The 22,785-nt window shown below is 46.8% G+C and carries 19 protein-coding genes and 1 pseudogene; 14 read left to right on the plus strand and 6 right to left on the minus strand.

Features of this window, described 5'->3' with window-relative positions; genetic code table 11:
* Positions 1-79 precede the first annotated feature (79 nt).
* A complete protein-coding gene (locus IT774_RS06665; RefSeq protein WP_195811883.1) occupies positions 80-2,260 on the minus strand; it encodes a YgiQ family radical SAM protein in 2,181 nt (726 codons plus the stop codon).
* 155 nt (positions 2,261-2,415) lie between these two features.
* Between IT774_RS06665 and IT774_RS06670 the strand changes: the two genes are divergently transcribed.
* Entirely contained in the window at positions 2,416-2,883 is a 468-nt protein-coding gene (locus IT774_RS06670) for an EVE domain-containing protein (RefSeq protein WP_195812226.1), read from the plus strand.
* A gap of 10 nt (positions 2,884-2,893) precedes the next feature.
* On the opposite strand, the gene IT774_RS06675 is transcribed toward IT774_RS06670, so the two are convergent.
* Positions 2,894-3,652 (minus strand): DNA/RNA non-specific endonuclease, encoded by a 759-nt coding sequence (locus IT774_RS06675; protein ID WP_195811884.1) that lies wholly within the window; start codon positions 3,650-3,652, stop codon positions 2,894-2,896.
* Positions 3,653-3,756: 104 nt separating this feature from the next.
* Between IT774_RS06675 and IT774_RS06680 the strand changes: the two genes are divergently transcribed.
* A complete protein-coding gene (locus IT774_RS06680) occupies positions 3,757-4,341 on the plus strand; it encodes a nucleotidyltransferase family protein (protein WP_195811885.1) in 585 nt (194 codons plus the stop codon).
* A gap of 21 nt (positions 4,342-4,362) precedes the next feature.
* Positions 4,363-4,662 carry a hypothetical protein gene (locus tag IT774_RS06685; RefSeq protein ID WP_195811886.1) on the plus strand — a complete coding sequence of 100 codons (300 nt, stop codon included), beginning with the start codon at positions 4,363-4,365 and terminating at the stop codon, positions 4,660-4,662.
* 14 nt (positions 4,663-4,676) lie between these two features.
* On the opposite strand, the gene IT774_RS06690 is transcribed toward IT774_RS06685, so the two are convergent.
* Complete coding sequence (locus tag IT774_RS06690) at positions 4,677-5,255, minus strand: exopolysaccharide biosynthesis protein (protein WP_195811887.1); 579 nt, start codon at positions 5,253-5,255, stop codon at positions 4,677-4,679.
* 468 nt (positions 5,256-5,723) lie between these two features.
* Between IT774_RS06690 and IT774_RS06695 the strand changes: the two genes are divergently transcribed.
* Positions 5,724-6,404: a MipA/OmpV family protein gene (locus IT774_RS06695; protein ID WP_232365147.1), complete on the plus strand. Its 681-nt coding sequence runs from the start codon at positions 5,724-5,726 to the stop codon at positions 6,402-6,404.
* A gap of 182 nt (positions 6,405-6,586) precedes the next feature.
* Here IT774_RS06695 and IT774_RS06700 read toward each other — a convergent pair whose 3' ends face one another.
* Positions 6,587-7,759: an MFS transporter gene (locus IT774_RS06700; protein ID WP_195811888.1), complete on the minus strand. Its 1,173-nt coding sequence runs from the start codon at positions 7,757-7,759 to the stop codon at positions 6,587-6,589.
* Between the two features lie 165 nt (positions 7,760-7,924).
* Here IT774_RS06700 and IT774_RS06705 point away from each other — a divergent pair, with 165 nt between their 5' ends.
* Positions 7,925-8,812 (plus strand): LysR substrate-binding domain-containing protein, encoded by an 888-nt coding sequence (locus IT774_RS06705; protein WP_195811889.1) that lies wholly within the window; start codon positions 7,925-7,927, stop codon positions 8,810-8,812.
* 501 nt (positions 8,813-9,313) lie between these two features.
* Here the strand turns inward: IT774_RS06705 and IT774_RS06710 are convergent.
* Both IT774_RS06710 and IT774_RS06715 read right to left on the minus strand, forming a co-directional pair.
* A complete protein-coding gene (locus IT774_RS06710; RefSeq protein WP_195811890.1) occupies positions 9,314-10,096 on the minus strand; it encodes a carboxylesterase family protein in 783 nt (260 codons plus the stop codon).
* 165 nt (positions 10,097-10,261) lie between these two features.
* The gene (locus IT774_RS06715) at positions 10,262-12,679 is read right to left on the minus strand and encodes a TIM-barrel domain-containing protein (protein ID WP_195811891.1); all 2,418 of its coding nucleotides are present in this window, start codon (positions 12,677-12,679) and stop codon (positions 10,262-10,264) included.
* A 559-nt stretch (positions 12,680-13,238) separates the two neighbouring features.
* Between IT774_RS06715 and IT774_RS06720 the strand changes: the two genes are divergently transcribed.
* From IT774_RS06720 to IT774_RS06755, 9 genes and pseudogenes are all read left to right on the plus strand, one after another.
* Positions 13,239-13,460, plus strand: coding sequence for a hypothetical protein (locus tag IT774_RS06720; protein WP_195811892.1), 222 nt, complete (start codon positions 13,239-13,241; stop codon positions 13,458-13,460).
* 123 nt (positions 13,461-13,583) lie between these two features.
* Complete coding sequence (locus IT774_RS06725) at positions 13,584-14,558, plus strand: PIN domain-containing protein (RefSeq protein WP_195811893.1); 975 nt, start codon at positions 13,584-13,586, stop codon at positions 14,556-14,558.
* 126 nt (positions 14,559-14,684) lie between these two features.
* Positions 14,685-15,326 (plus strand): NAD(P)H-dependent oxidoreductase, encoded by a 642-nt coding sequence (locus tag IT774_RS06730; protein ID WP_195811894.1) that lies wholly within the window; start codon positions 14,685-14,687, stop codon positions 15,324-15,326.
* A 734-nt stretch (positions 15,327-16,060) separates the two neighbouring features.
* The gene (locus tag IT774_RS06735) at positions 16,061-16,900 is read left to right on the plus strand and encodes a mechanosensitive ion channel family protein (protein WP_195812227.1); all 840 of its coding nucleotides are present in this window, start codon (positions 16,061-16,063) and stop codon (positions 16,898-16,900) included.
* A 710-nt stretch (positions 16,901-17,610) separates the two neighbouring features.
* On the plus strand, positions 17,611-18,012 hold the full coding sequence (locus IT774_RS06740; protein ID WP_195811895.1) for a hypothetical protein: 402 nt from the start codon (positions 17,611-17,613) through the stop codon (positions 18,010-18,012).
* Positions 18,013-18,139: 127 nt separating this feature from the next.
* On the plus strand, positions 18,140-20,041 hold the full coding sequence (locus IT774_RS06745; RefSeq protein WP_195811896.1) for a hypothetical protein: 1,902 nt from the start codon (positions 18,140-18,142) through the stop codon (positions 20,039-20,041).
* Between the two features lie 1,091 nt (positions 20,042-21,132).
* A pseudogene (locus IT774_RS06750) lies at positions 21,133-21,633 on the plus strand (transposase); the annotation flags it as partial.
* Positions 21,634-21,701: 68 nt separating this feature from the next.
* Complete coding sequence (locus IT774_RS17020; RefSeq protein WP_218958953.1) at positions 21,702-21,998, plus strand: transposase; 297 nt, start codon at positions 21,702-21,704, stop codon at positions 21,996-21,998.
* A complete protein-coding gene (locus IT774_RS06755) occupies positions 21,941-22,726 on the plus strand; it encodes an IS3 family transposase (protein ID WP_218958968.1) in 786 nt (261 codons plus the stop codon). The genes IT774_RS17020 and IT774_RS06755 overlap by 58 nt, the downstream gene beginning before the upstream one ends.
* Positions 22,727-22,785 lie beyond the last annotated feature (59 nt).

The raw sequence follows: 22,785 nt of genomic DNA on the forward strand, positions 1-22,785 counted from the left end.
GCAGTAGCAGTAATATGAAATTAAGTGCGATAAATGAAGCACCGGGGCAGAGGATGATACGCCCCGGTGCAAACCAACCCTAACCCTGGCGGGTTCCTGGTTTGCCCTTAACCACCGGCTTCCGCTTATGTTTAAAGCCTTTAGGCGGCAGACCAGTATGCTTAGTTAACGCCCGTTCACCGCGCTTGGGTCGGGCTGCCTGCTGACGTTTTTCTTCCTTAGACTCTGGCGGAACCAGATGCTGCGATCCGCGACCAATCAGATCTTCGCGGTCCATAGCAATCAGAGCTTTGCGAATCTGCGCAAAGTTTTTCGGATCATGGTAACGCAACATGGCTTTGTGCAACCGGCGATGAATTTCGCCTTTTGCAGACGGCACATGCTCACTGTCTTTTTTGACCTTACGCAGGCTATTGACCTCGGTATGGTACATGGTGGTGGCGGTGGCCATGGGCGACGGGTAAAAGTTTTGTACCTGATCCAGCTTAAAGCGGTTTTCTTTCAACCAAATCGCCAATTCCAGCATATCTTCGTCGGTGGTACCCGGATGCGAGGCAATAAAATAGGGGATCAGGTATTGCTTCTTACCGGCCTCGGCCGAGTATTTATCAAACAGCTCCTTGAAGCGATAATACGAACTCATACCGGGCTTCATCATCTTTGACAACGGCCCGTCTTCGGTATGCTCGGGGGCTATTTTTAAGTAGCCACCGGTATGATGCAGCGCCAGTTCTTTCACGTATTCCGGATCTTCTACCGCAAGGTCGTAACGCACCCCCGAGGCAATCAGTACTTTTTTGATACCAGGTAAGGTACGGGCCCGTTTGTACAGGCTGATGGTCGGCGCATGATTGGTGTCCATGTGCGCACAAATGCTCGGGTACACACACGACGGTCGCCGACACGTAGCCTCAGCTTTGGCGCTTTTACAGCGTAAACGGTACATGTTGGCGGTAGGCCCGCCCAAATCCGATATTACCCCGGTGAAACCGGGCACCGAGTCACGAATGGTTTCAATTTCGCGAATAATCGAGTCTTCAGAACGACTTTGAATGATCCGGCCTTCGTGTTCGGTAATCGAACAAAAGGTACAGCCGCCATAACAACCACGCATAATGTTAATGCTAAAGCGAATCATATCGTAGGCGGGTATCTTAGCATCGCCATAGCTGGGGTGAGGGACCCGCTGATACGGTAAGTCAAACACCGCATCCATCTCTTCGGTTTCCAGTGGCATCGCCGGTGGATTTATCCAGATATGACGGTCGCCGTGACGTTGCAATAATGCCCGTGCGCAGCCCGGGTTGACCTCCTGATGCAAAATACGCGACGTATGGGCATACAGGGTCTTATTGTCGCGCACGGTTTCAAAGGCCGGCATTTTAACGTAGACATTTTCCCAGGGCTTGCGACGCTCCGGTGGTTGAATCACAATCGGCTGGGCTTTATCCGCGCCGGCGTCTTTATTGGTGTCGGCCTTATCGCAGTCAGGAATTTCCTGATAGGGACTGGGTATGGGATCAATTTTGCCGGGTTTGTCCAATGAGGTAGAGTCTACCCCCTGCCAGCCGGGCAAGGGCTGTTTGACAATGATGGCAGTACCGCGTAAATCGGTAATGTCGGCAATGTTTTCACCGGCGGCTAACCGATGGGTCAGCTCAATCAGCGGCCGTTCGGCATTTCCAAACATCAGCATGTCGGCTTTGGCATCGAATAACACCGAGCGGCGTACTTTTTCTGACCAGTAATCATAATGGGCAATCCGGCGTAAGCTGGCTTCAATACCACCGATGATGACCGGAACCCCTTTAAAGGCTTCACGACAGCGCTGAGAATATACGGTCACGGCGCGATCGGGACGCTTACCACCCACATTGCCCGGCGTATAGGCATCATCATGGCGCAGCTTTTTGTCAGCGGTATAGCGGTTGATCATCGAGTCCATATTGCCGGCCGTCACCCCAAAATACAGATTTGGCTGGCCTAGCTGCATAAATGCTTCTTTGCTGGTCCAGTCGGGCTGGGCAATAATGCCCACCCGAAAGCCATGGGCTTCGAGCACCCGTCCCAGCACGGCCATGCCAAAACTGGGGTGATCAACATACGCATCGCCGGTTACCAGAATGACATCGCAGCTGTCCCAGCCCAGCTCATCCATCTCAGCACGGGTGGTGGGTAAAAACGGTGCGGTACCGTAGCAGTGGGCCCAATATTTGGGATAAGAGAACAGGCTGCGTTCAGCCTTGATAGTGGCTTGCATAATCAACAACTAAAAATAAAACGGCGCGTATTATAGCACCACTTTATAAGTTTCACGCTATTGGCGGGAAAAGTTTAATGCAACCGGTTTGGCTGACCCACCACGCCATTGGGCTGTGCTATGCTGATGCTTTAGATGAATATTTTGGGAACCGTATGGCTTACTGGCTATTTAAAACCGAACCCGATGTGTTTGGCATTGATGATTTACGCAAGCGTCCTGACCAGACCGAACCCTGGGACGGGGTACGAAATTATCAGGCCCGCAACTTTTTACGTGATGCGGTTGAGACAGGCGATAAGGTTTTTATTTATCACTCAAGCTGCAAAAATGTTGGCATTGCCGGGGTGGCCGTAGTCGTGAAAGCAGGGTATCCGGATGCGACCCAGTTTGATCCCGAGAGCGCTTATTATGATCCCAGAGCGACCCCGGAAAACCCGCGGTGGTATCGGGTTGATGTGCAATTTGAAGAAGCCTTCGCGCAGGTTCTGTCATTAAAAGACATAAAAGCCATGGCGCAGATCACTGAAACCGGGGTGGTGAAAAAAGGCCAGCGACTTTCGATTATGCCGGTGCCCGACAACGAATGGCGACAGCTGTATCAGGCGGCCAAAGCCACCTGATACAGGCTTATCAGCAGCCCAGTTCTGTGGTCAGTCCGCCTATCTGGCCTTCCACTGATGGCTCTTTATAGGCAGGTAAAGCGGGCATGATGTTCAGACCACTGCGCTGTTCAACCTGATCAATCGCCACTTCAGCTGCACAAAAGTTATCACTTCGTGAGGCGCTTTGCTCCAACACAAACGCGGAGGCTTCAATCCAGCCGTTTTGCTCAGTCATCACTACTTTAAAAAAGCCACTGGGGATAATATGCTCTTCATCGGCTTGGGGCAGGGTGCCAAAGTAGCTTTCAAATAACGGCCCGGTGACCACATAGACCGGTTGGCCGGTGCGCACCAATTCTCTGACCTTGCTTTCTAATCGGACCCAGGGACCCTGATTCAGGTCGGAGTCTTGCGGAGTGATATTAGACAGGTAATTCAGCTCCCGCCAATCAGAACTATTGCTGAAGGAGGCCAGCGGCACCTGGTGGCCTCTGTCGGTGCCCAGCAGGGCGTGGGCATCTTTATAATCGTCAGGCTCCAGGGTGGCGGTTTCGGGCAACGCAGGATCCGCTTTCCAGTACCGGCTGCGACTGGGACCATCTATGGTGGAGGGCGTTACATGATAAGCCACCCAGTTGGCAAATTTGGTTGAATTGTTATTATGCAGGGTATAAACAGAGCGGGTAACCTGGGTACCATTAATACCGCTTGGACACCCATGCAGGCAATTAGCTGCGACAGCATTAAAAGATAGCCAGAACAGCAGAAAAAACAAACTATATCTCATAAAACATTCCTTGGTTTTCAGTTGGTTAATGTAAGCATTACCTGACCGAAAGTACAGGTTAAAAGTGACAGTCATATGACAGGCCAGGATCAGGATAAAAAAACATGGGTAGGCGACATTACTGTTTGAACCAGGCGGTGGGCATGGACCAGGTAACAAGAACCGCGCGGCTTGTGGCGCAAAGTGAATTTCATCGGGCCTGTTTGCAAACGGTGGCGCTGCTGAATCTGCCTGATTACTTTATTGGTGCCGGTTTTTTACGGAATTTAATTTGGGATGATATCCATGGCTTCACTTCGCCCAGCCCTTTGAACGATGTGGATGTGGTCTATCATCACCGTGCGGATATCACTAAAGAAGCTGAACAAAAATACGAGGCCCGGCTTAGGCATCTGATGCCTGGGGTGGTTTGGCAGGTTCGAAATCAGGCCAGAATGCATGTGCATAAGCAGCATGCTCCGTATTGTACGACTACTGAAGCATTAAGTTTCTGGGTAGAAACCGCCACCTGTGTGGGGATACGACAAGCGCCTGACCAAACCTACTGTATTAGCGCACCACTGGGGTTGGCCGACAACTGGGCCGGACGGGTACGACAAAATCCGGCATTTGATGATACGGTAGTCTATAAACAGCGTATTGAAGCCAAGGGCTGGCATCAGCGATGGCCAAAGCTGGACATACAATAAGTCATACGGTGAGGGATTACGGTGAAATCCAATGAGTTTTTAGCGCTGTGCGAGCAGCGGGTTTTAAAACTGTATCGTCTGCAGAAAGAGGGCAGAGCCAGTGCTGCAGATAAAGCTACGGTAGACGGCTTTTTGCAGGCGGGGGTGGCGTTACAAGCGGTCAGCGACAGTCAGATACGCGACATGGTCGAGGCCTTGCACCAGCAGGTTTTCGGGCAAACCCGGGCACAGCGTCACAGTCGCCAGGCGTACTTTGCCAAAATGAAAGAAAACGACCCCGAACGTTATTTTGAGGAACCGGCCATAAAGCGGCGTCGTTAACTCAGATTATGCTGTTATAGCATCCCCATTACCTGGTACAGCAAGATACCGGTTGACGCTTGCAATAACAAACCAATGGCAATGACTACACCATCACGGTATGTGATCCCCACCGCCGTTAGGGTTAAGGCCAAGGCAGGCAAAGACGCAGCAAAAGGCATTACCTCCAGCGGGATCATACTCAGCGCGACAATTGCACTAAGAGCGGCGATAAAGGTGCGCATGGCTTTATTGGATATTACCGTAAAGCGTGAGGTAAATAAGTTTTCGATTTTGCAAATATACGGCCGTGATTTTTCGGTCGCCTTTTCAAGTTTATCATGGGAAATGGAGCGCTCTCGTAATGCTTTAGGCAACCAGGGATGATCGCGTCCTGCTGCTAATTGAATACATACCATAAATAAGGTGATACCACAGATAGAGGGCACGCCCGGGATCGCCCCGGTAGGCAAAATCACCAGCAGCGACGGAATCAGTAATAATGGCCCGAAGCCACGCTCCTCAAAGGACGATACCACATCTTCTACGGTAACCGTTTCCTGAGTGTCTTCGACCAGCTTATCCAGCAAGTCCATGATAGTACTGCTTGTCATATTCAAATAGCCTGCCTGTTGAATCTATTCCTTAAATACATTTGACACTGGTAAATGGTTCTTTTTGATGAATAGCAGCAGCTTTACTTTGGGGATACCCACGAAAAGACGATGGTGTAGCAAGCTGCCATCGACAGCCTAAATTCTTTGAGTACAGGGAAGGATAGCACATGGACCTCGGGTGATACCCGGCTCAGGGGGGCAGGCATCGCGGGTTACGCGAAGGTCTTGGGCAAATCCGTATAGTCACCGGAATAAAAAGTGTTTTTTCAGACATCTTTACTAGGCTTTAAGGTGGCGCTTTTATTTATCTACTACCAGCGAAACCTTATGAAAAGCTTACTTCTGGCGTTGTGCATCCCCTTTTTCTTAATGACGCCGGTCTGGGCGCAAAACACCGGCTCGACTTTAGTACCCCTGCCTTCGGTTGCTGACTTCACATAAGGTAATGATGGGTGGGCCGCTGGATTGGGTCTGGGGGTTGAATACGAAGCGGCCTACGAAGGGGCCGATGAATTTGGCGTTGAAGTTGACCCTGCGGGTGCGGTGCAATGGCGTCGTGGCAACGATATATTTTATTGGGCCGGAGAAGCTTTAGGGTGGCGTGGACTGCGTTCTGCTAACTGGCTATTCGATGCGGCGCTGGCTTTTGATGAGGGCCGTGAAGAAAGTGACTCCGATGAGGCTCACCTGAACGGTTTGGGCGATGCTGAGGAGGGGTTTGAAGTTGTGCTGCAGGTACGTCGCGCCTTCAACGATGATTGGCGCTATTGGCTGGATGCACGCATTATAACCGGCGAAGACGGCAATTTAGGCCTATTCGGGATGGGGTATCGTTTTGGCAAGCAGCGTAACGGCACGGGGTCTGAAATTGCGATTGCTGTGGTGTTTCATGACAGTGATTATGCTAACCACGATTTTGGCATAGACGCAGCCCAGGCGGCGGCATCGGGGCTTGTTGAAATTCAGCTGAGTGGGGGATTTCGCTCAGTTGGTTTTAATTATAATTATCGTAATTATATCAATCAAAACTGGCAGTTTTTTGGCGAAATAGTCTACGAACATTACGGTAGTGAAATACAGGATAGCCCCATTGCCCGCAAAAACTATGAAGCAGAAGTAGGGGTAGGATTTATATACGTATTTTGAACCGACAAAACGATAGGCTTTATTGCCTGAGACGGCCCTTTTGCTGTGAGGCGCTCACCCAATTAGATTAAACAGGTGATTTAAGTAAGACAGGCGCACACATCCTTTGCGCGCCAGTGAGTGTTCTGCGAACGCTTATTTCGGTTTAGTATGATGTTGGGTCAAACAAATACTTACCCGTATTAAGATGTGGCCAGCGAATGCTTGTCCAGGTGGCCGCTGTAACGGGTGGCTATCAAAGCTGCTAACGTGATCAGCGCCCCAATCCAGGCCGTATCTGCAAGCTGTAAATCCTCTACAATTGTCCCGCCGATAATAGATCCTAAGGCAATACCAATGTTGAAGGCTGCAATATTAAGACCCGAGGCTACATCTACAGCATTGGGGGCAAATTTTTCTGCCAGCTGCACAATATATACCTGTAAGCCGGGCACGCTACCGAAGGCAAACGCACCCCATACCAGCACCGTAATCACAGCAGCAATCTTACTTTCCATAGTAAATGTAAGAGCTAAAAGAATGATGCTAAGACCCACAAATATCAAGCTAAGGGCGCGAACCGGGCCTTTTTTGTCAGCCAGTTTGCCGCCATAGATATTTCCCACCGCTACAGATACGCCGTAGACCAGCATAATCAGACTTATGGCCGAGGGGGCAAAACCGGTTTCTTCCTGTAAAATCGGGGCCAGGTAGGTAAAAGCAGTAAACGTTCCGCCGTAACCCAGGATGGTCATTATATAAACCAGCAGCAAACGAGGCTGTACCAAAACCTTAATCTGCTCATTCAGACTTGCCGCTTTGCTCTGCTTCAGGTTATTGGGCACTAATAAAGCGCTGCCAATTAACGCCAGGGTTCCCAGGCAGGACACCACCAAAAACGTGGCCCGCCATCCAAAATTTTGGCCAATCCAGGTCCCTAGGGGGACGCCGGTAACAAGCGCCACGGTGAGCCCGGTAAACATAATGGCGATGGCGCTGGCTTCTTTTTCTCTGGCCACCAGTCCGGTAGCAATAGTAGAGCCTATCGAAAAGAACACCCCGTGAGCAAGCCCGGTCAGAACGCGGGCTATAATCAGGCTTTCATAACCTGGAGCCTGCCAGGCCAGTAAATTTCCGGCCACAAACAACGCCATCAGGCTAAGCAAAACATGCTTACGGTTCCAGCGACCGGTGAGCGCGGTTAATACCGGCGCACCAATGGCCACACCCACAGCATACAAGCTTACCAGTAAGCCGGCACTGGGTAATGACACACCAAGATCGGCGGCGATAGTGGGTACCAGACCCACAATAACAAACTCAGTGGTGCCAATGGCAAACGCACTCAGGGTTAATGCAAATAGGGCAATCGGCATTATTTTCATCCTCAATAGTTGGAGGTAGTGCCCGGTTTAGTTGTAGGCGGACACTAACAGCGTAAATGGTGATTAAGTGCCGGGAAGTATTGCGTGCTTCTTACTTGCAAAAAACAGCATTAATGACAAAATACATTTGTTGAATCTGCAATAATAGAGCGTGTGATGCCGGTAAATGCCAAAACCGAAGATCTGGAAGCGTTTGTCACCGTGGTGGATGCCGGAAGCTTTTCCAGCACCGCTAACTTGCTTGATCAGCAGGTGGCTAAAATCAGCAGAGCGGTTACCCGTTTAGAAAAAACACTGCATGTGACCCTGCTAACCAGAACCACTCGCAGACTTGAACTGACCGAAGAAGGTAGCCTGTTTTTGCAATTCGCAAGAGACGGTCTGATCCGGCTTGAGCAGGGCGAAGAAGCCCTGCGGTTATTAACGCATGCCCCTGCCGGAAAGCTGCGGGTGGACGCGGCAAGCCCGTTTGTTTTTCATCAGCTTGCCCCGTTAATCGGACAGTTCAGTCAGGCTTATCCTGCCATCAGGCTGGAGGTAACCAGCCATGACAGTATTATCAACCTGTTGGAACACAAAACAGATGTGGCGATACGTATCGGCGATTTGAGTGATTCAAACCTGCATGCCCGCCGCCTGGGTACCAGCAGACTGCATATTGTTGCCAGCCCTGATTACCTTGAACATCACCCGATTCAGGGCGATGTCAGCACCCTGGCTGAGCATAAGCTAATTGGGTTTAGTGACGCGCCAGTCCTGAATAAATGGCCACTGACCCGGGAGGTGTCATTGAACTACTCGTTGTCTGCCTCAAGCGGCGAAACCGTCAGACAATTTTGTCTGGCCGGACAAGGCATAGCATTGCTGTCTAACTTTATGGTGCACAAAGATATTGCTACCGGAGCGCTGGTGCCGATATTTGCCGATGAAATTATGTCCCCAAACCGACGTGAGGCCGTACAGGCGGTGTATTATAAAAACAGTGCCGTCTCTTCCCGGATTTCGGCGTTTCTTGATTTTATCCAGCCCAGGTTAACCCTGTAATAACCAACGCCCGTGGCTACTGTCATAAGTTGGTTAACCACAGCAGGGGTTCGGGTGACTACTTAAGTTGCAGGCAATCACCGCCTGCATTCAAAGAAGACACCCGGGACGGGCATGGGTGCCACTATTGGCTGGTGAGTTAGCAATCTTTGACTATGTGAGCAAGGTATCGCTTTCTGCAATTCAGAAAAAGCCCAGGTGACGCTATAAATGTGGGCACACGCGCAAAGCTATTTGTTTTCAAAAGCTTTATAAAAAAGCTTTGCGTCTTTTGCTGACATGTAAGAGCCGAATAAAACCCCGGCGCTATACTTAATTTACCCCCCGCAGTATGGCCGAAGGCGCCTTGGCCTAACGATGCTTTAATAGCGCTGGTGTGGGTTACATGTTCTCTTTCAGCTTTGCTAGCTATGGGGGATCTTTGTTGCAGTCGTCGTTTGGCTGATCCACGCTAAACAACGCCTTGTTATTTAGCCAACGCTAACCTGATAACCAAAAGCATCACTGCGCCATTAGCCAGGCCAAAAAATCGGGTTCTGCAAATGCCTTGTCCCAGGAATTATGGTCGGTACCGGGATAGACTTTTCGTTCGAGTAGGGCGATATGGTTTTTGGCTTTTTCGGCTACCTGCTCTGATAATTCCGGTACCACAATTTGATCCTCAGCCCCATGGTAAATACGCAGTGCCAGGTCAGACGAGTACTGCTCGCTGATTGCCGGGTTGGCGCCCGGACAAATGGCAATGGCCGCGCTAAACCAGTCTGGCTGTCTGGCCAGTAACTCCAGCGTACCCATGCCGCCCATCGACAGACCGATGCCATACATTCTGTCGGTATAAATAAACGGTTTGCTCATCATGTGACTGGTCAGCGCCATGACATTATTCATCGCGTTTGTCGGCGGCACATTATTGCTGCTGGTATACGGAAAAGAAAAGCTAAATGGTAATGAACTGCGGCCGGCTTCCACCACCGCCCAATAATCATTTTCGGGCGCCTGGGGGAACAACACTACCGCTGGAAACTGTTGGCGTTTTGCTAAAAACAGTTCAGCCCCGTGGGTAAGCTGAGCTTTATTGTCATCCCCGCGTTCACCGGCTCCGTGCAAAAACAACACGAGCGGATATTTTTGCATAGGGTCAAAATTTTCAGGCAGCAACAACCGGTATTTGAGCTCACCTGACGGGCCATCAAAACTCCGCGCCAAAAAAGTGGATTGAACCGGTGTGGCAGCAAACACTGACGCTACCGCCATCCATAGAACAGTCATGACCAAAATGCGCATATTAACCCCTGTAAAAATTAGCTAAGGACACCTTGGCATTATTAGAGCGATGACGCCAGAGCGCATCTACCTTTATGAAAAAGCACGCAATAGCAAAACACTAGCTTAAATCTTAACTAAAAGCCGTTGAAAAATTTTTGCTTGAACGATTACCCCGGAGGGCAATTACAGCTCAATATGCAGCGAGCTGTCAGTAGCATGGCTGATTAACTGAGTCACGGTCAGCACCCCGGTTTTGGCCTCCCAGTGCCATTTTTTGTCAGCCAACTGCCTTATCTGTGTTGGTTTTTCAGTCAAGCCATGGATTTTCCAGGTGAGCTTGCGCTGGTCGGGCAAACCGGCATAACTGCCTTTGGGCGAAACGTTCAGGCGTAGTTTGTCGGGGTTATGTGTCGCGCTGAAATCCAGCGTAAGGTAGGCCTTTTCAGCCAGAGATTGTGGGGACTGGCCCTGGTCTTCATACATTCGGTATGCAGCCTGGCTGACTGAAGCGTCGGCCCAGTAGTGCACTGCCAGATGTTCAGCGCTGTAATCCGCTGTGCGCATCAGGCCAGGCTGCATGGGTACGAAGCTCCCGGCTTTGACGTACACCGGCATGGTCTCCAGTGTCAGAGCATGTTCTACATTGCTGCCGCTTTTACTGTGGTATTTTTTACCGCTGAAAAAATCAAACCAGGTGCCGGCTGGCAGAGCCACGGTGGTGTGTTTCAGATCTGGCGCTGTTATCGGCTTCACCAAAAAGGCATCGCCCCACAAAAACTGGTCGCCTTCTTCAAAAAATCGTGCACTGTTGGCAAAAGACATGGGCCGCATCAAGGGCATGCCGGTGAGGCTGTTGGTGTAGCTGAGTGAGTAATTGTACGGCAACATGTCATAACGCAGCTGGATAAAGCGGCTGACAATTTGTTTGGTCGGATCATCATGAAATACCGGCTCCGGCGGGATGCCTTCGTGGGCGTGCGGGCGGTATACCGGGAAGAAGGTACCGGCTTGCAGCCAGCGGGTATAAAGCTGGGCATTAAAGGTGTCGCCGCCGGCAAAGCCGCCCAGATCTGAGTGGGTATAGGCCAGGCCAAACACACTCATCTGCAGGGCCAGTTCCACCTGGGCTTTAAAGCCACCCCAGGTGCGCGACACATCCCCGGTCCAAGGCATCATGCCATAGCGCTGGCTACCCAGAAAGCCAGAGCGCATCAGTACAAACGGACGCTGCTCTGGCTGTGCGTGCAGTGTACGCTCATACACCATTTTGGCCCACTGATGACCAAACCCATTGTGTATTTCATCGGCGGTTACAGTAGTGCCATCCCAGGAATGCAGGGCGTCGTACGGGTGCACTTCTGGCTCACCCAAATCGCCCCACCAGCCCGCGATGCCCTGATCCAGCAAGCGCCGGTAGTAATGCCAGAACCAGTCGCGGCCCTTGTCGTTAAACACATCCACCAGTCCGGTGTTACCAAAATAAAAATCAAAAGTGTGTGGGTTGCCGTCCAGACCTTTCGCCAGTGCCTGATTTGTTTTGGCACTTTGATATTGTGACGAAGAGGTTAAAACAAAGGGCTCGGTGATCACCACAGTGTGAATGTCTTGTTCGGCAAAATCCCGAATCATGGCTTGTGGGGTAGGGAAGGCGTTTTTGTCCCAGTCAAGGTTACCCATGTGGCCCTGAATATCCGGACCGAACCAATACAAATCCAGCACCACGGCATCCAGCGGGATCCCTTGCTTATTGAACATGGCGACTACATCACGGGTTTCCTGCTCGGTGCGATACCCAAAGCGTGAAGCAAAATTGCCCAGCGCCCAGCGCGGCGGCAGCGGCTGGCGTCCGGTCAGGCTTACCACTTGCTGCACCAGCTGTGGCAGGGCAGGGGCAGCCACCACAATATAACTTAAGCGGCCGCCTACCGCATCAAACTGCAACCGGTTGGGCGAGGTATGGCCCATATCCAAATGACCGGAAGCGGCATTATCAAATAAAATGGCATAGTTACGTGAAGACATCACTGCTGGCAGGCCAAAATACATCTGGTCTACCGGACCCTCTGAGTAACCGTAAGAGGCGCGGTTATACAGCGGCATGCGGCTGCCGCGACGATCCATGCCCAGCACCCGCTGGCCACCGCCGTACAGTTTTTCATCCGCGGTTAGGGCAAATTGCACGCCGCGCACCGTCTGATAAAAAAAGCCGCCAGCAGCTTCTTCTATCAGGGCGCGGCCATCCTGCGCAAACGTCAGTTTGAACGGCTGCGCCTGTACCTCAACACTGATGCCGGGCAGAAGAATATTCAGGCCGTCAGCAGCCTGGCTAATTTCTATCTTTGCGTGCTCCGGGCGGTTTTTATCGGGCACTGCCAGCGAAGGCAGAGGCTGTTCATCAGCCGGACGGTAGAGCACTTCAACACTGCCAGTAGTGAGCGCTGATACAGTGACCGTCACGCCATCATCGCGATGCAGCACAACGCCGTTATCCAGCCGCTGGTGGCGAACCAGTTCAGCGGCTTGTGCAAAGGAACAAATAAGTAACAACAAGCTACCAGCAAACGCAGGTCTGCCGGTGATAAAGGCGCGAAAAAGGGTCATGACATCAGGCTCTTAATATCAAACAGGTAATAGTTCATCGAGCAAGATAGCGGTTAACAATCTATTAAAAAAGTCTAACGCTGCATTTGCATACGTATTCATCAAAACCACCTGTGTTGGTTTACTCAAATCGGCCACACACCATCGCCTGACTGTTTTCAACCATGTGCCGTCCCCGGCAAAACACATGCACCGGTTGCTGGGTACTGGCATCGAGGAGCACCGGGTGACAAGTGACTGTCCTGTCCACTACCCATGTAACAAATGACGGTCTTATTGGCTGCTGAATTGAGATTGTATTACTGAGAAGTCTTAGTAACGACGCAATTTGGCACCTGAAATAACTAACCTATTGATTTAATGGAAGTAGATAGCTCTAAAGCCGCGTTATTACGAAGAAATCTCAGTAACCCCCAATATATTTAATGGAAAATGATGAGTGTTTGGCGTTAAGCTACTGATATTAATCAAGGATGTGTAGATAGAGCGTATACAACAGACTGCGTGTTACTGTGAAGTCTACATAATAAGTTGTTAGGTTTTCAAACGAGGTTAAACTATGGAAGGTGCTTTCGGAGGTTTTGGGGCAATAGGTGCTGCATTTTACCTTGCTCTTATCATCTTATGGATTTTGGTCCCCGTTTTTATTTTTCTGATATCTAAACGGGTCAAAGAAATGCGGGATATAGCAAGGGAGTCTCGACTAGAAGTAAAAGAGCTCAATGCTAGCCTTAAGTTTCTAAAACGACAATTCAAAGAATCTAATGAGCAACAAACCTAACAATACGCTATTGTCGCTCTCTTCGTTCGCTGGGACGCAAACACGGGTCCGCTTCGCGATTTTAGCCCCGTGCCTGCGCCCCAAAGCTTAAAGTTAAGCACCATGGACAGGTAGGAGTATCATTTGAATCTATTTATTGACACCAACGTATTTCTTTCTTTTTACCACCTTTCAAATGATGACTTAGAGGAAATACATAAGTTAGCTGTATTACTTGGTAAAGGGGACATAAAACTGTGGCTTCCGAACCAAGTAAAGGATGAATTTCAACGTAACAGAGAAAATAAAATAGCTGACGCTTTAAAAAAGCTAAAGGAACAGCAAAAGAAACCTCAATTCCCTCAAATTTGTAAGGATTATCCTGAGTACGAAGAGATTAGAGAGCACCAAAAGCAGTATGAAAAGAAATTATCCTCTCTTATAAAAAAAGTTACTGATGATATAGCCGAGAGAAGCTTAAAAGCTGATGAGAAAATATCTGAGTTATTTGAAAAAGCATCACTGATAAACCCTGATGCTGAACTGATTTTGAAGGCAAAGCTCAGAATGGAAGTTGGGAACCCTCCCGGTAAGGATGGTTCTCTAGGTGATGCTATAAATTGGGAAAGCCTATTGCTTCACATTCCTATGGGCGAAGACTTACATCTAGTTGCTGATGATAAGGACTATTATTCGGTATTGGATGAAAATGCTCTCAAAGACTTTCTAATAGATGAATGGACTTCTAACAACAAGTCAGATGTTAGATTCTACAGAAGACTTTCCCAATTTTTTAAAGAGCACTATCCTGATATCAAGTTGGCTGCTGAACTTGAAAAAGAGCTTGCTATAAATGAGCTGGTTAATAGCAGTAATTTTGCCTCAACTCACTCTGCAATAGCTAAACTTCAAAAGTATGCTGAATTCAACAAGTCACAGTCTAACGAACTTGCGCAGGTTGGTCTTTCAAATAGCCAGATAAACTGGATTTTCTGTGATGATGATGTTTTTTCTTTTTACAAATCACTTCTAAATAATCATGGTCATGACATTGAAGATGAATTAGTTGAAAAACTTCAAGCGGAGATAATCCAGTGTGAGACTAACGGAGAGGATTAGGTGCTTAACAAGTCAATTAACGCACTCACTTCGTTCGCTGGGACGCATACACGTAGGGCGGCTTCGCCATTATGCCCTACGTGCCTGCGCCCGTTATTGAAGCGTTAGGTATTCTAAGGAAGTACATTGGAAGTTCATCTTGTTGTAGCTCATCCAGAGCAGCACTCTTTTAATTTAGCGTTACATAAGGTCGCTCTAGATACATTCAGAAAAGAAAAATTCAAAGTAAACGTTTCAGATTTATACGAGCAAAACTTTAATCCTGTTGCTGGCAAAGACGATACAACGTCATTCCCAAGCGATGAATATTTTCAATTAGCCAGAGCCCAACGGTTTGCATTAGCTAATAATACATTTATTAAAACTATCGCTGATGAACAAAACAAATTGCTTTCATCTGATTTATTAATTTTTCAGTTCCCTTTATGGTGGTGGTCGTTTCCGAGCATGCTGAAAGGCTGGGTAGATAGGGTTTTATCTTCAGGCTTTGCTTATGGCAAAGATGCAAAACTAAAGCCTAAAAAAGTTATGTATTCAATCACAACGGGCGGCGCTAATTCAAAAGAAGAATTAGCTTATTATCAAACTAAAATTGATGGGTTGTATCAAGATATATTTGGCTTCATGGGCTGGGAAATTTTGCCCGCTTTTATAGCTCATGGTGTACAACAAAAAACTAACGAGGAACGACAGCAAATACTTGCAAGTTATCATAAGCATTTGCTTGAAAAAGTTCTTGCGGATAGTTTAGAGCTGTCGAATACCTAACAAGTGCATTAACAGGGACAAAAAAACTAAGTTATTTATCCGGGCGGCGAGCTTTATGCTTACCATCCAGTGCTGGAAGCTCGGTTAATCGACGGCAAAATCGTTGTTATTTATGACTATATGGCGTTTCCGCAGGGCACACCTGCACGTAACGTGTTTGCCTACGGTCAAGGTGGTGAGCTCGTTTGGCGAGCGGAGGATATTGGTAATGCCGGCAAAGATGTCTACGTCAATTTCTCGGGGAGACGCCACTTAAGTTGGGTAATTTTTCTGGCTTCGAAGTCGAGTTAGATGTTTCATCTGGCGAGGTTCTGAATAAGTTCTTTACCAAGTGAGTCCTAACCAAGCATACATTGGACAGCTACTTTTTACCTCGCAAGTTAGTTAGAATCGAACTTTACTTGCGGATGACAAGTGACTGTCCTGTTCACTATTGTGGTGTGGCTGAATTACGGAGAAGGCCAGGCACCACTTTACTGGATTGATATCTAGTTGACTTTATATGTTCTATAGCTGAGTGATATAAAATTCGAGAGACTGTGGTGTCCGTATAGCGGACCTTTTCAATTGAGTCTCAGTTTGTCGTCAATCAGAAGCACAAAAGCCAGCAGCTGCATACTGTAACAAGCGTTATTTGGTGGGGTAAATGGTCCACTTCCACTCCGGTAGAATCAATACGATCTAACATTTTTCTTCAACGTAACCAATAAGATTAATCAATGAAAGAGGTACTTATGGAAAATTTCTTCGGAACTAATATCGATTTATCGGAATTGACCGAAAAAGCCATATCACTGGTGATGACTTATACCCCCAAATTGTTATTGGCTATTCTTACTTTGGTGGTGGGTCTGTGGTTGGTGAATCGCTTTGTGAGTTTATTAGACCACCGGCTTGGAAGAAAGGACCCCACTTTAAATAAGTTTCTATGCGGGCTTATTAGTGTCGTTTTAAAATTAATGTTGTTTATTTCTGTCGCCTCTATGATCGGTATTGAAACAACCTCATTTATCGCCGTAGTTGGTGCAGCTGGTTTGGCCATCGGTTTGGCGTTGCAAGGCAGCCTGGCAAATTTTGCTGGCGGTGTGCTAATACTGATTTTCAAACCATTCAAAGTAGGTGACACCATTGAAGCAGAAGGTCACTTGGGTTCCGTGGAAGAGATACAAATTCTTTATACCGTAGTTAACACCTTCGACAATAAGCGTATTGTCATCCCCAACGGTAGTCTGTCTAATGCCACGTTGACTAACGTCAGCGTATACGATAAGCGCCGCTGCGACATGACGTTTGGTATAGGCTATGATGACGATATCGACAAAGCAAAGGAGGTGTTGCAGCGTCTGTTTGAAGAGGATGAGCGCTCATTGTCCGACCCTGCACCTAGGATCTGTGTGGGTGGGTTAGGCGACAACTCAGTCGATCTGATGTTTCGCCCCTGGGTGGCCACTGATGATTTGTGGCCTTACTACTGGGATATGCAGGAAAAGGTAAAAAAAGCTTTTGATGAAGAAGGAATTAGCATTCCTTATCCGCAACGAGATGTGCATATCTATAAAACGAATGACGATTAGTCTCCCCATGCGGAGATAGCTTTGTAAGCTATCTCCGCTACTACTTTAAATTGGCTTATCAGCGCACATAGGACAGTCACTGTTTACCATCGGCAGTCAGTCCAAAATCCCACTATGGTTACGGATGATATGTAACTGTTCTCGACTATGTTTGGCAGTTCAGAAAGAAAAGTGCATTTCTTTGAATCATAAATATCGTAGGACGGGATTGTTTTAGCGCCCTCCCTGGCGCTGCCCCTACGGGCACCTGACGGCGATACAAATTGTTTCTGACAATTTGTGAACCCGCATGCGGCTTCAAACCATAAATTCATCACATAAAAAAACCCCATGCCTTTCGGCACAGGGTTGTTTTGTGTGGTGGAGCTGGCGGGATTTGAACCCGCGTCTTAGTCGCTATTTTATTGGCCTGTAGGGAAGTCTGTGCAGTATTTGTGTTTTTTGATTTCTGCTAGGCTTAGGCCTTATGCTTCAAAATTGGTTGGCTTCTCTTTTTTCAACGGCGCGTTCCACCATTGCCTAAAAGTCATTTTATCTCTCCAACATTCGTAAAGCACTCTGCATAATTCATATGCCAAATACAATCCAAAGAACACTGCGAAGAATTTCCAATCCATGTTTAAGCCCCTTATCTGTTCTAGTAGCTACATTACCATAATTCTCCATACGTAAACCTAGTTAGTTATGAGGTTTACTAATTGGACTTAACTATGACTAAAAAGACACCAAAACGTGATCTGCAAATCACATTTATTCATCAATTCAAACGCGCTACGAGAACGGAATGGCCTGATAAGTTTCGAGTTTGCTGGCATTTTAATCCAGAGACACTCGACTATATCTATGAACACAAAGATGAGAAGTTTAATACTAACGGCTTTGTATTATCAGATGGGCTAGTACAGCAGCTTCCTGATGAACTGAGAAAGAAATACTTTACTCCTTCAGAACGATGTTTGTTGTTTCTGTTCTTTGAGCTACAAATTTCCGAGTTCATCAACTCCAATGAAGTGGATGATTTCGAGTTTGAAAACGTTTTCGGCGTATCGAAAAAACGTTATTTTTCGGTGGAAGCCATTGATGAATGGAGTGATCAGATCGACTTACTTTAAGGGCTGCGTTGCAGCCCTTTTCTAGTTTCTATCAAACTTTACTTTAATTTAATTTGGTAGTATAAAAAATAACCAGATTTTGTTTTCGTAAAGATATTACACAAAACTCTCAGGGAAGGAGGCAGGGATGATTAAGTTAATAGCTTCAGTTTTAATTTTTTTCACACTACTATCAGGATGTCAGATAATAGAAGAAGGTGAAGTCGATTACGTAAGAACTATTGCGAACAGTGGACTAGATGCGAGAAATTTAGCTACTTGTAATAAGGAACTTTACAACCAGTCTGAATTAGTTCGCGCAGGGGTAACCCGAGAGTGTTACGAAACTCTATTCAGGAAATACACAGATGCGCCACAAATAGAAACTGGCGACACTATTTCAGTCCACCTAATGCAAGCATTTAACGGAGCTGCGTTCGAATGGAAAAATACTTCAGAGTTTTTTGGAAATAGAGGATCTAACGCAGAGATCGTAATAATTGCTAACGTTTGTGAGCAAGGTAAAGCTGGGTGCTCTATGTCCTTTGGGCCATCTAGTGACAAAAATGGGCGTGTCATTTTCTACTCTAACGGTGTTAAAGCACTTCAATACCTCAACTTTTCTTATCTTCCAGTTTACGGGCCAATAAAGTACGAAGGTGGCCCTTTAGTTATTCAGATAACAATCATTGAGTTAGATGATCCATCTGACCAACAAAAAGCAATGTTGAAATCTCTTTCATCTGCTGGTCAAAAATTGTATCCGCCAGCTAGCGAAGTTTTAACTGTTTTAGACTCTGTTGGTTCGGCAATTTTGTCTAACTCAAGTGATGATGTGTTATTTCGTTATTCAATGACATTAGTTCCTAATTCAAGTTCAGATAATTATAAAAGCCCTATCGTAGCAGAAGGAAATTATGCATTTATCCGAAAAGCCACTGAAAAAGGGCCTCTCGAAACGGAGGTCGTTGATAAACTAATGTTTGACAATCTAACTGGACGTCTAGTCGAAGGTTGCTCCCCTAAAGAGGATGAACTAACAATCAAAGAGGCAGCAAATGGAGAAAAGAGGGCACACGATTACAGTCCATGTACTTTAGATCTAAATACTGGTGAGATGTACAAAGATTACAGGAAAAATACGTATCTTACCTTTCAGATTAAGTCAGGTTTTGTTGAAAAAACACTTGATAACATTCAGACATTTGAAATGCTCTTACAAGATTTAAATCAAGCATCTGATGAAGGCGCTATTAAAGCGATTCAAGCTATCTCAGAGCTTGAGTCCCAGTTTACGAGTAGGGCCATAGAGAATGCATTGCAAAAATCTTTCAATAATTTAGAGGAAATGGTTAGAGCTTTTCCTAGAGATGTATACGGGAGATTTGAATCTGAAGCATTTAACTTATCACAAATTTATGAAACGGAGTTGGCGAAACTAATCACCGATTGTAAGACAACAAAGAAACCAATATGCCAAGACTATATTTCAGAAGACAATTTGGAGAAATTTCAGTTTCAATTGAGACGGTTCGTAAAAGATATTAATCCTAATCCAGCGAAAGCGGTAACCGCCATCATCCCTATTGGATTGAACTCTCTTAGTTCCGCAGCAGATCTTGAGGCAGCTTTAGTATCTGGATATCAGAAAATTTATAACAAAGCTACCGTCGAAAAGTACCTTGCAGAACTGGAAGTGGTTCGAAATCTCAGTGCAAATTTAAAAAGTCTAAATGAATCAGAAGTAAATGAAGCGTATATCACTCAAAGAAAAAAGTTACTTGAAAACAAAGTTTTTGATTTGCTTACTAGTCTAGCCTACAACCACTCTACAGCATTAAAACTAGGATGCACATCTATAGATGATAAGTGTTACCCTTATTTGCTTAACGAGGATAAAGTCAAAATTACCGATTTATTTAATCAGTATTTAACTCAAAATGGCGTCTCGACACCTCAAATCGATTCATCAGATAATGCTAGCCTGACCACTTCACTGAAAAATGACAAGATTACGGCAACGCTAAACGCTATTCTAAGTGAGTTCTAAAATCAGCTTAAAAAAGCACCCCTCGCGGGGTGCTCAATACTATCTACTCTCCAATGTTCGCATACAAAAATACGCTACTACCGAAAAAATAATCCCTATACCTACGCATCCAAACGAAATCAAAAATAACCTATATGATAGTGCCTCAAAAGCAATGAAGTCGGGATAATCTAGCAATAGAAACAGTATGTTCCAAAGTGTATTAATAATTGCGACATAGCTTACTGAATTAGCAAGTGATATCCATTTTCCAGAGAGTTTAATACAAGCGTCGAAAACGCTTTCGTAGTTAGGTCTCATAATAAATTCCTCAGTTAGTCCTATGATTAACTAAGTTCTGCTCATGAGAATTCTGCTAGATGAAAGGGATATTTTTACGTTAACTTGCGCAATGGCTGCCTCCTGTAAAGCAAGACATCAGTTTCAGTGTAAAAAAAGAGATGCTGACTTAACAGACGTTCGATTATTTAAGAGGGCGCGGGAATACCTCGAAGTGACTCGATAGAAGCAAACTACATATTAAAAAGGACGGTACGCCTTAGAGGATAAAGCAATCACTTTATCTATATGCCGAGGTTGTAAGACGCCTTCGCATCGTCTAGCCCATTAATTTAAGGCAAGAGCCAACGCCAATCTACCAGATGGGTCTAAGTCATATTTAGTCTCCTGTTGTATGAAGGGGAAGTTAATGGCGTACCGTCAAATCTGTTACCAGACTAATGCGTCGCGCTCACATTAATCAGTAACTATATTCAGTTTACTTCAATCGAAATTTCCATTGTCATGTAAATTATGCTGAAAAATTTTCGTAATCGGAGACTATGTAGTAATAGCTGAGCCGCAATCTTTCATAAACTCAATCTGCTTGAGTCTCATGAACTCGGGTGGGAACACTACTGATAGCACAGTAAACCTCGACAGTGCAATCCTCCAGCTGGCTCGACGTACATAGAGGTATGTGCGTTAAAGTTGTTTTGTTTATCAACACGATTCTCAAAATAACTTGAAGCAAAAAAAGGCCATAAAAAAGGGAGAGTGTAAAAATATCTGTGTAAATGGCATTCTTATCATCTCCTTAGAAGGATATCAGAATGCCAATATCAGACAAACTCATCGACCAACTGCTTGACGACTGTGATTCACCAGAAGACATTTTAGGCGAAGCTGGCCTCCTCAAGCAGCTTACCAAGAAGGTTGCTGAACGAGCGTTAGAAGCCGAAATGGAAGCCCATCTGGGCTACGCGCCCAACGATGCGGCTGGTAACAACAGCGGCAACTCTCGCAACGGTAAAACGAAGAAGAGTGTTCGCAGCACCAATGGTGATGTTGAACTCGATATTCCACGCGATCGCAACGGCAGTTTTGACCCCAAGTTAGTACGCAAAGGCGAACGTCAGCTAAACGGATTTGATGAGCGCATTGTTGCCCTTTACGCGCGCGGCATGACCACGCGGGATATTCAGGCTTACCTTGAAGAAGCTTACGGTGTTGAGGTCTCTGCCACCTTCATATCGCAGGTAACGAACGCGGTGATGGACGAGGTTAAGGCCTGGCAGCGTCGGCCGCTGGAAAAGCTTTACCCGGTGGTTTATTGGTAAGGCCTGAGATTTTCCGACACTTTTTATGGTAAAAATGTAACTCAAACCATAAGAGGTAAATCATGGGTAAAGGCATTCGTTATTCAGACGAATTTAAGCAGGAAGCAGTGAACCAAGTGGTGGTTCATGGCTACAATGTCGCTGACGTAGCAGCGCGGCTCGATATCAGTACCAAGAGCCTTTACGGCTGGATGAAGTCCTTCTCAAAGCCGACCAGGCAGCGTAAAGAAGATGAAGACTTACGTGCAGAAGTTGCCAGACTGAAACGTGAGCTGAAGCGCGCCCAGCAAGAACGAGACATATTAAAGGAAGCCGCGGTGTTCTTTGCCGGCGAGTCAAAGAACGGTACCCGTTCGTAAAATCTCGTAGTACCGATTACCCGGTGAGATTGTTGTGCCAGGCACTTGAACTACATCCCAGTGGTTATTATGAGTGGTTGCAGCGCCCTGAGTGTCAGCGTGATAAAGATGACAAGCGCTTGCTCGGTGCCATAAAGCAGTTCTGGCTGGAAAGCGGCGGCCATCATGGTTACCGCAATCTTCACCTGGATTTACTGGAAGCGAATATCCCGTGTGGGCGTGACCGTGTTTTACGACTGATGCAACAAGCCAGTATTAAAGCCCAGCGCGGATACAATGCGCCCAAGGGACGCTACGGTGGGAAGCCAGACGTTGTAGCTGCCAACACACTAAATCGCGATTTTACCGTCGCGGCCCCAAATCAGTGGTGGGTCAGTGACATTACCTATGTCCATACCCACGAAGGTTTTTTGTTTTTGGCTGTTGTAATGGACTTGTACGCCCGGAATATCGTTGGTTGGTCGATGGGTGACAGGATGACAGAAGAGCTGGTGATGGACGCGCTAACCGCTGCCTACTGGCGGCGAAAACCGTCTGATACGGTTTACTTGCATTCTGACCAAGGCTCTCAGTACAGTAGTCGCAGCTTCAGAAAGTTACTCAATACGTTGAATGTTAAACCCAGTATGAGTCGACGAGGAAACTGTTGGGATACAGAGATTATACTTACCAGTGCTGACAGTAATAATCTGACCCGTGCTGGGATTGACCTTGTGTCTTTGTGTTGACCTGTCGATTATTGCTCGTCAGTTAAAGTTGGGATCATTCCAGTATCCGTGACCTAATA

The organism is Salinimonas marina (assembly GCF_015644725.1).
In the GTDB taxonomy this organism is placed as follows: Bacteria; Pseudomonadota; Gammaproteobacteria; order Enterobacterales; family Alteromonadaceae; genus Alteromonas.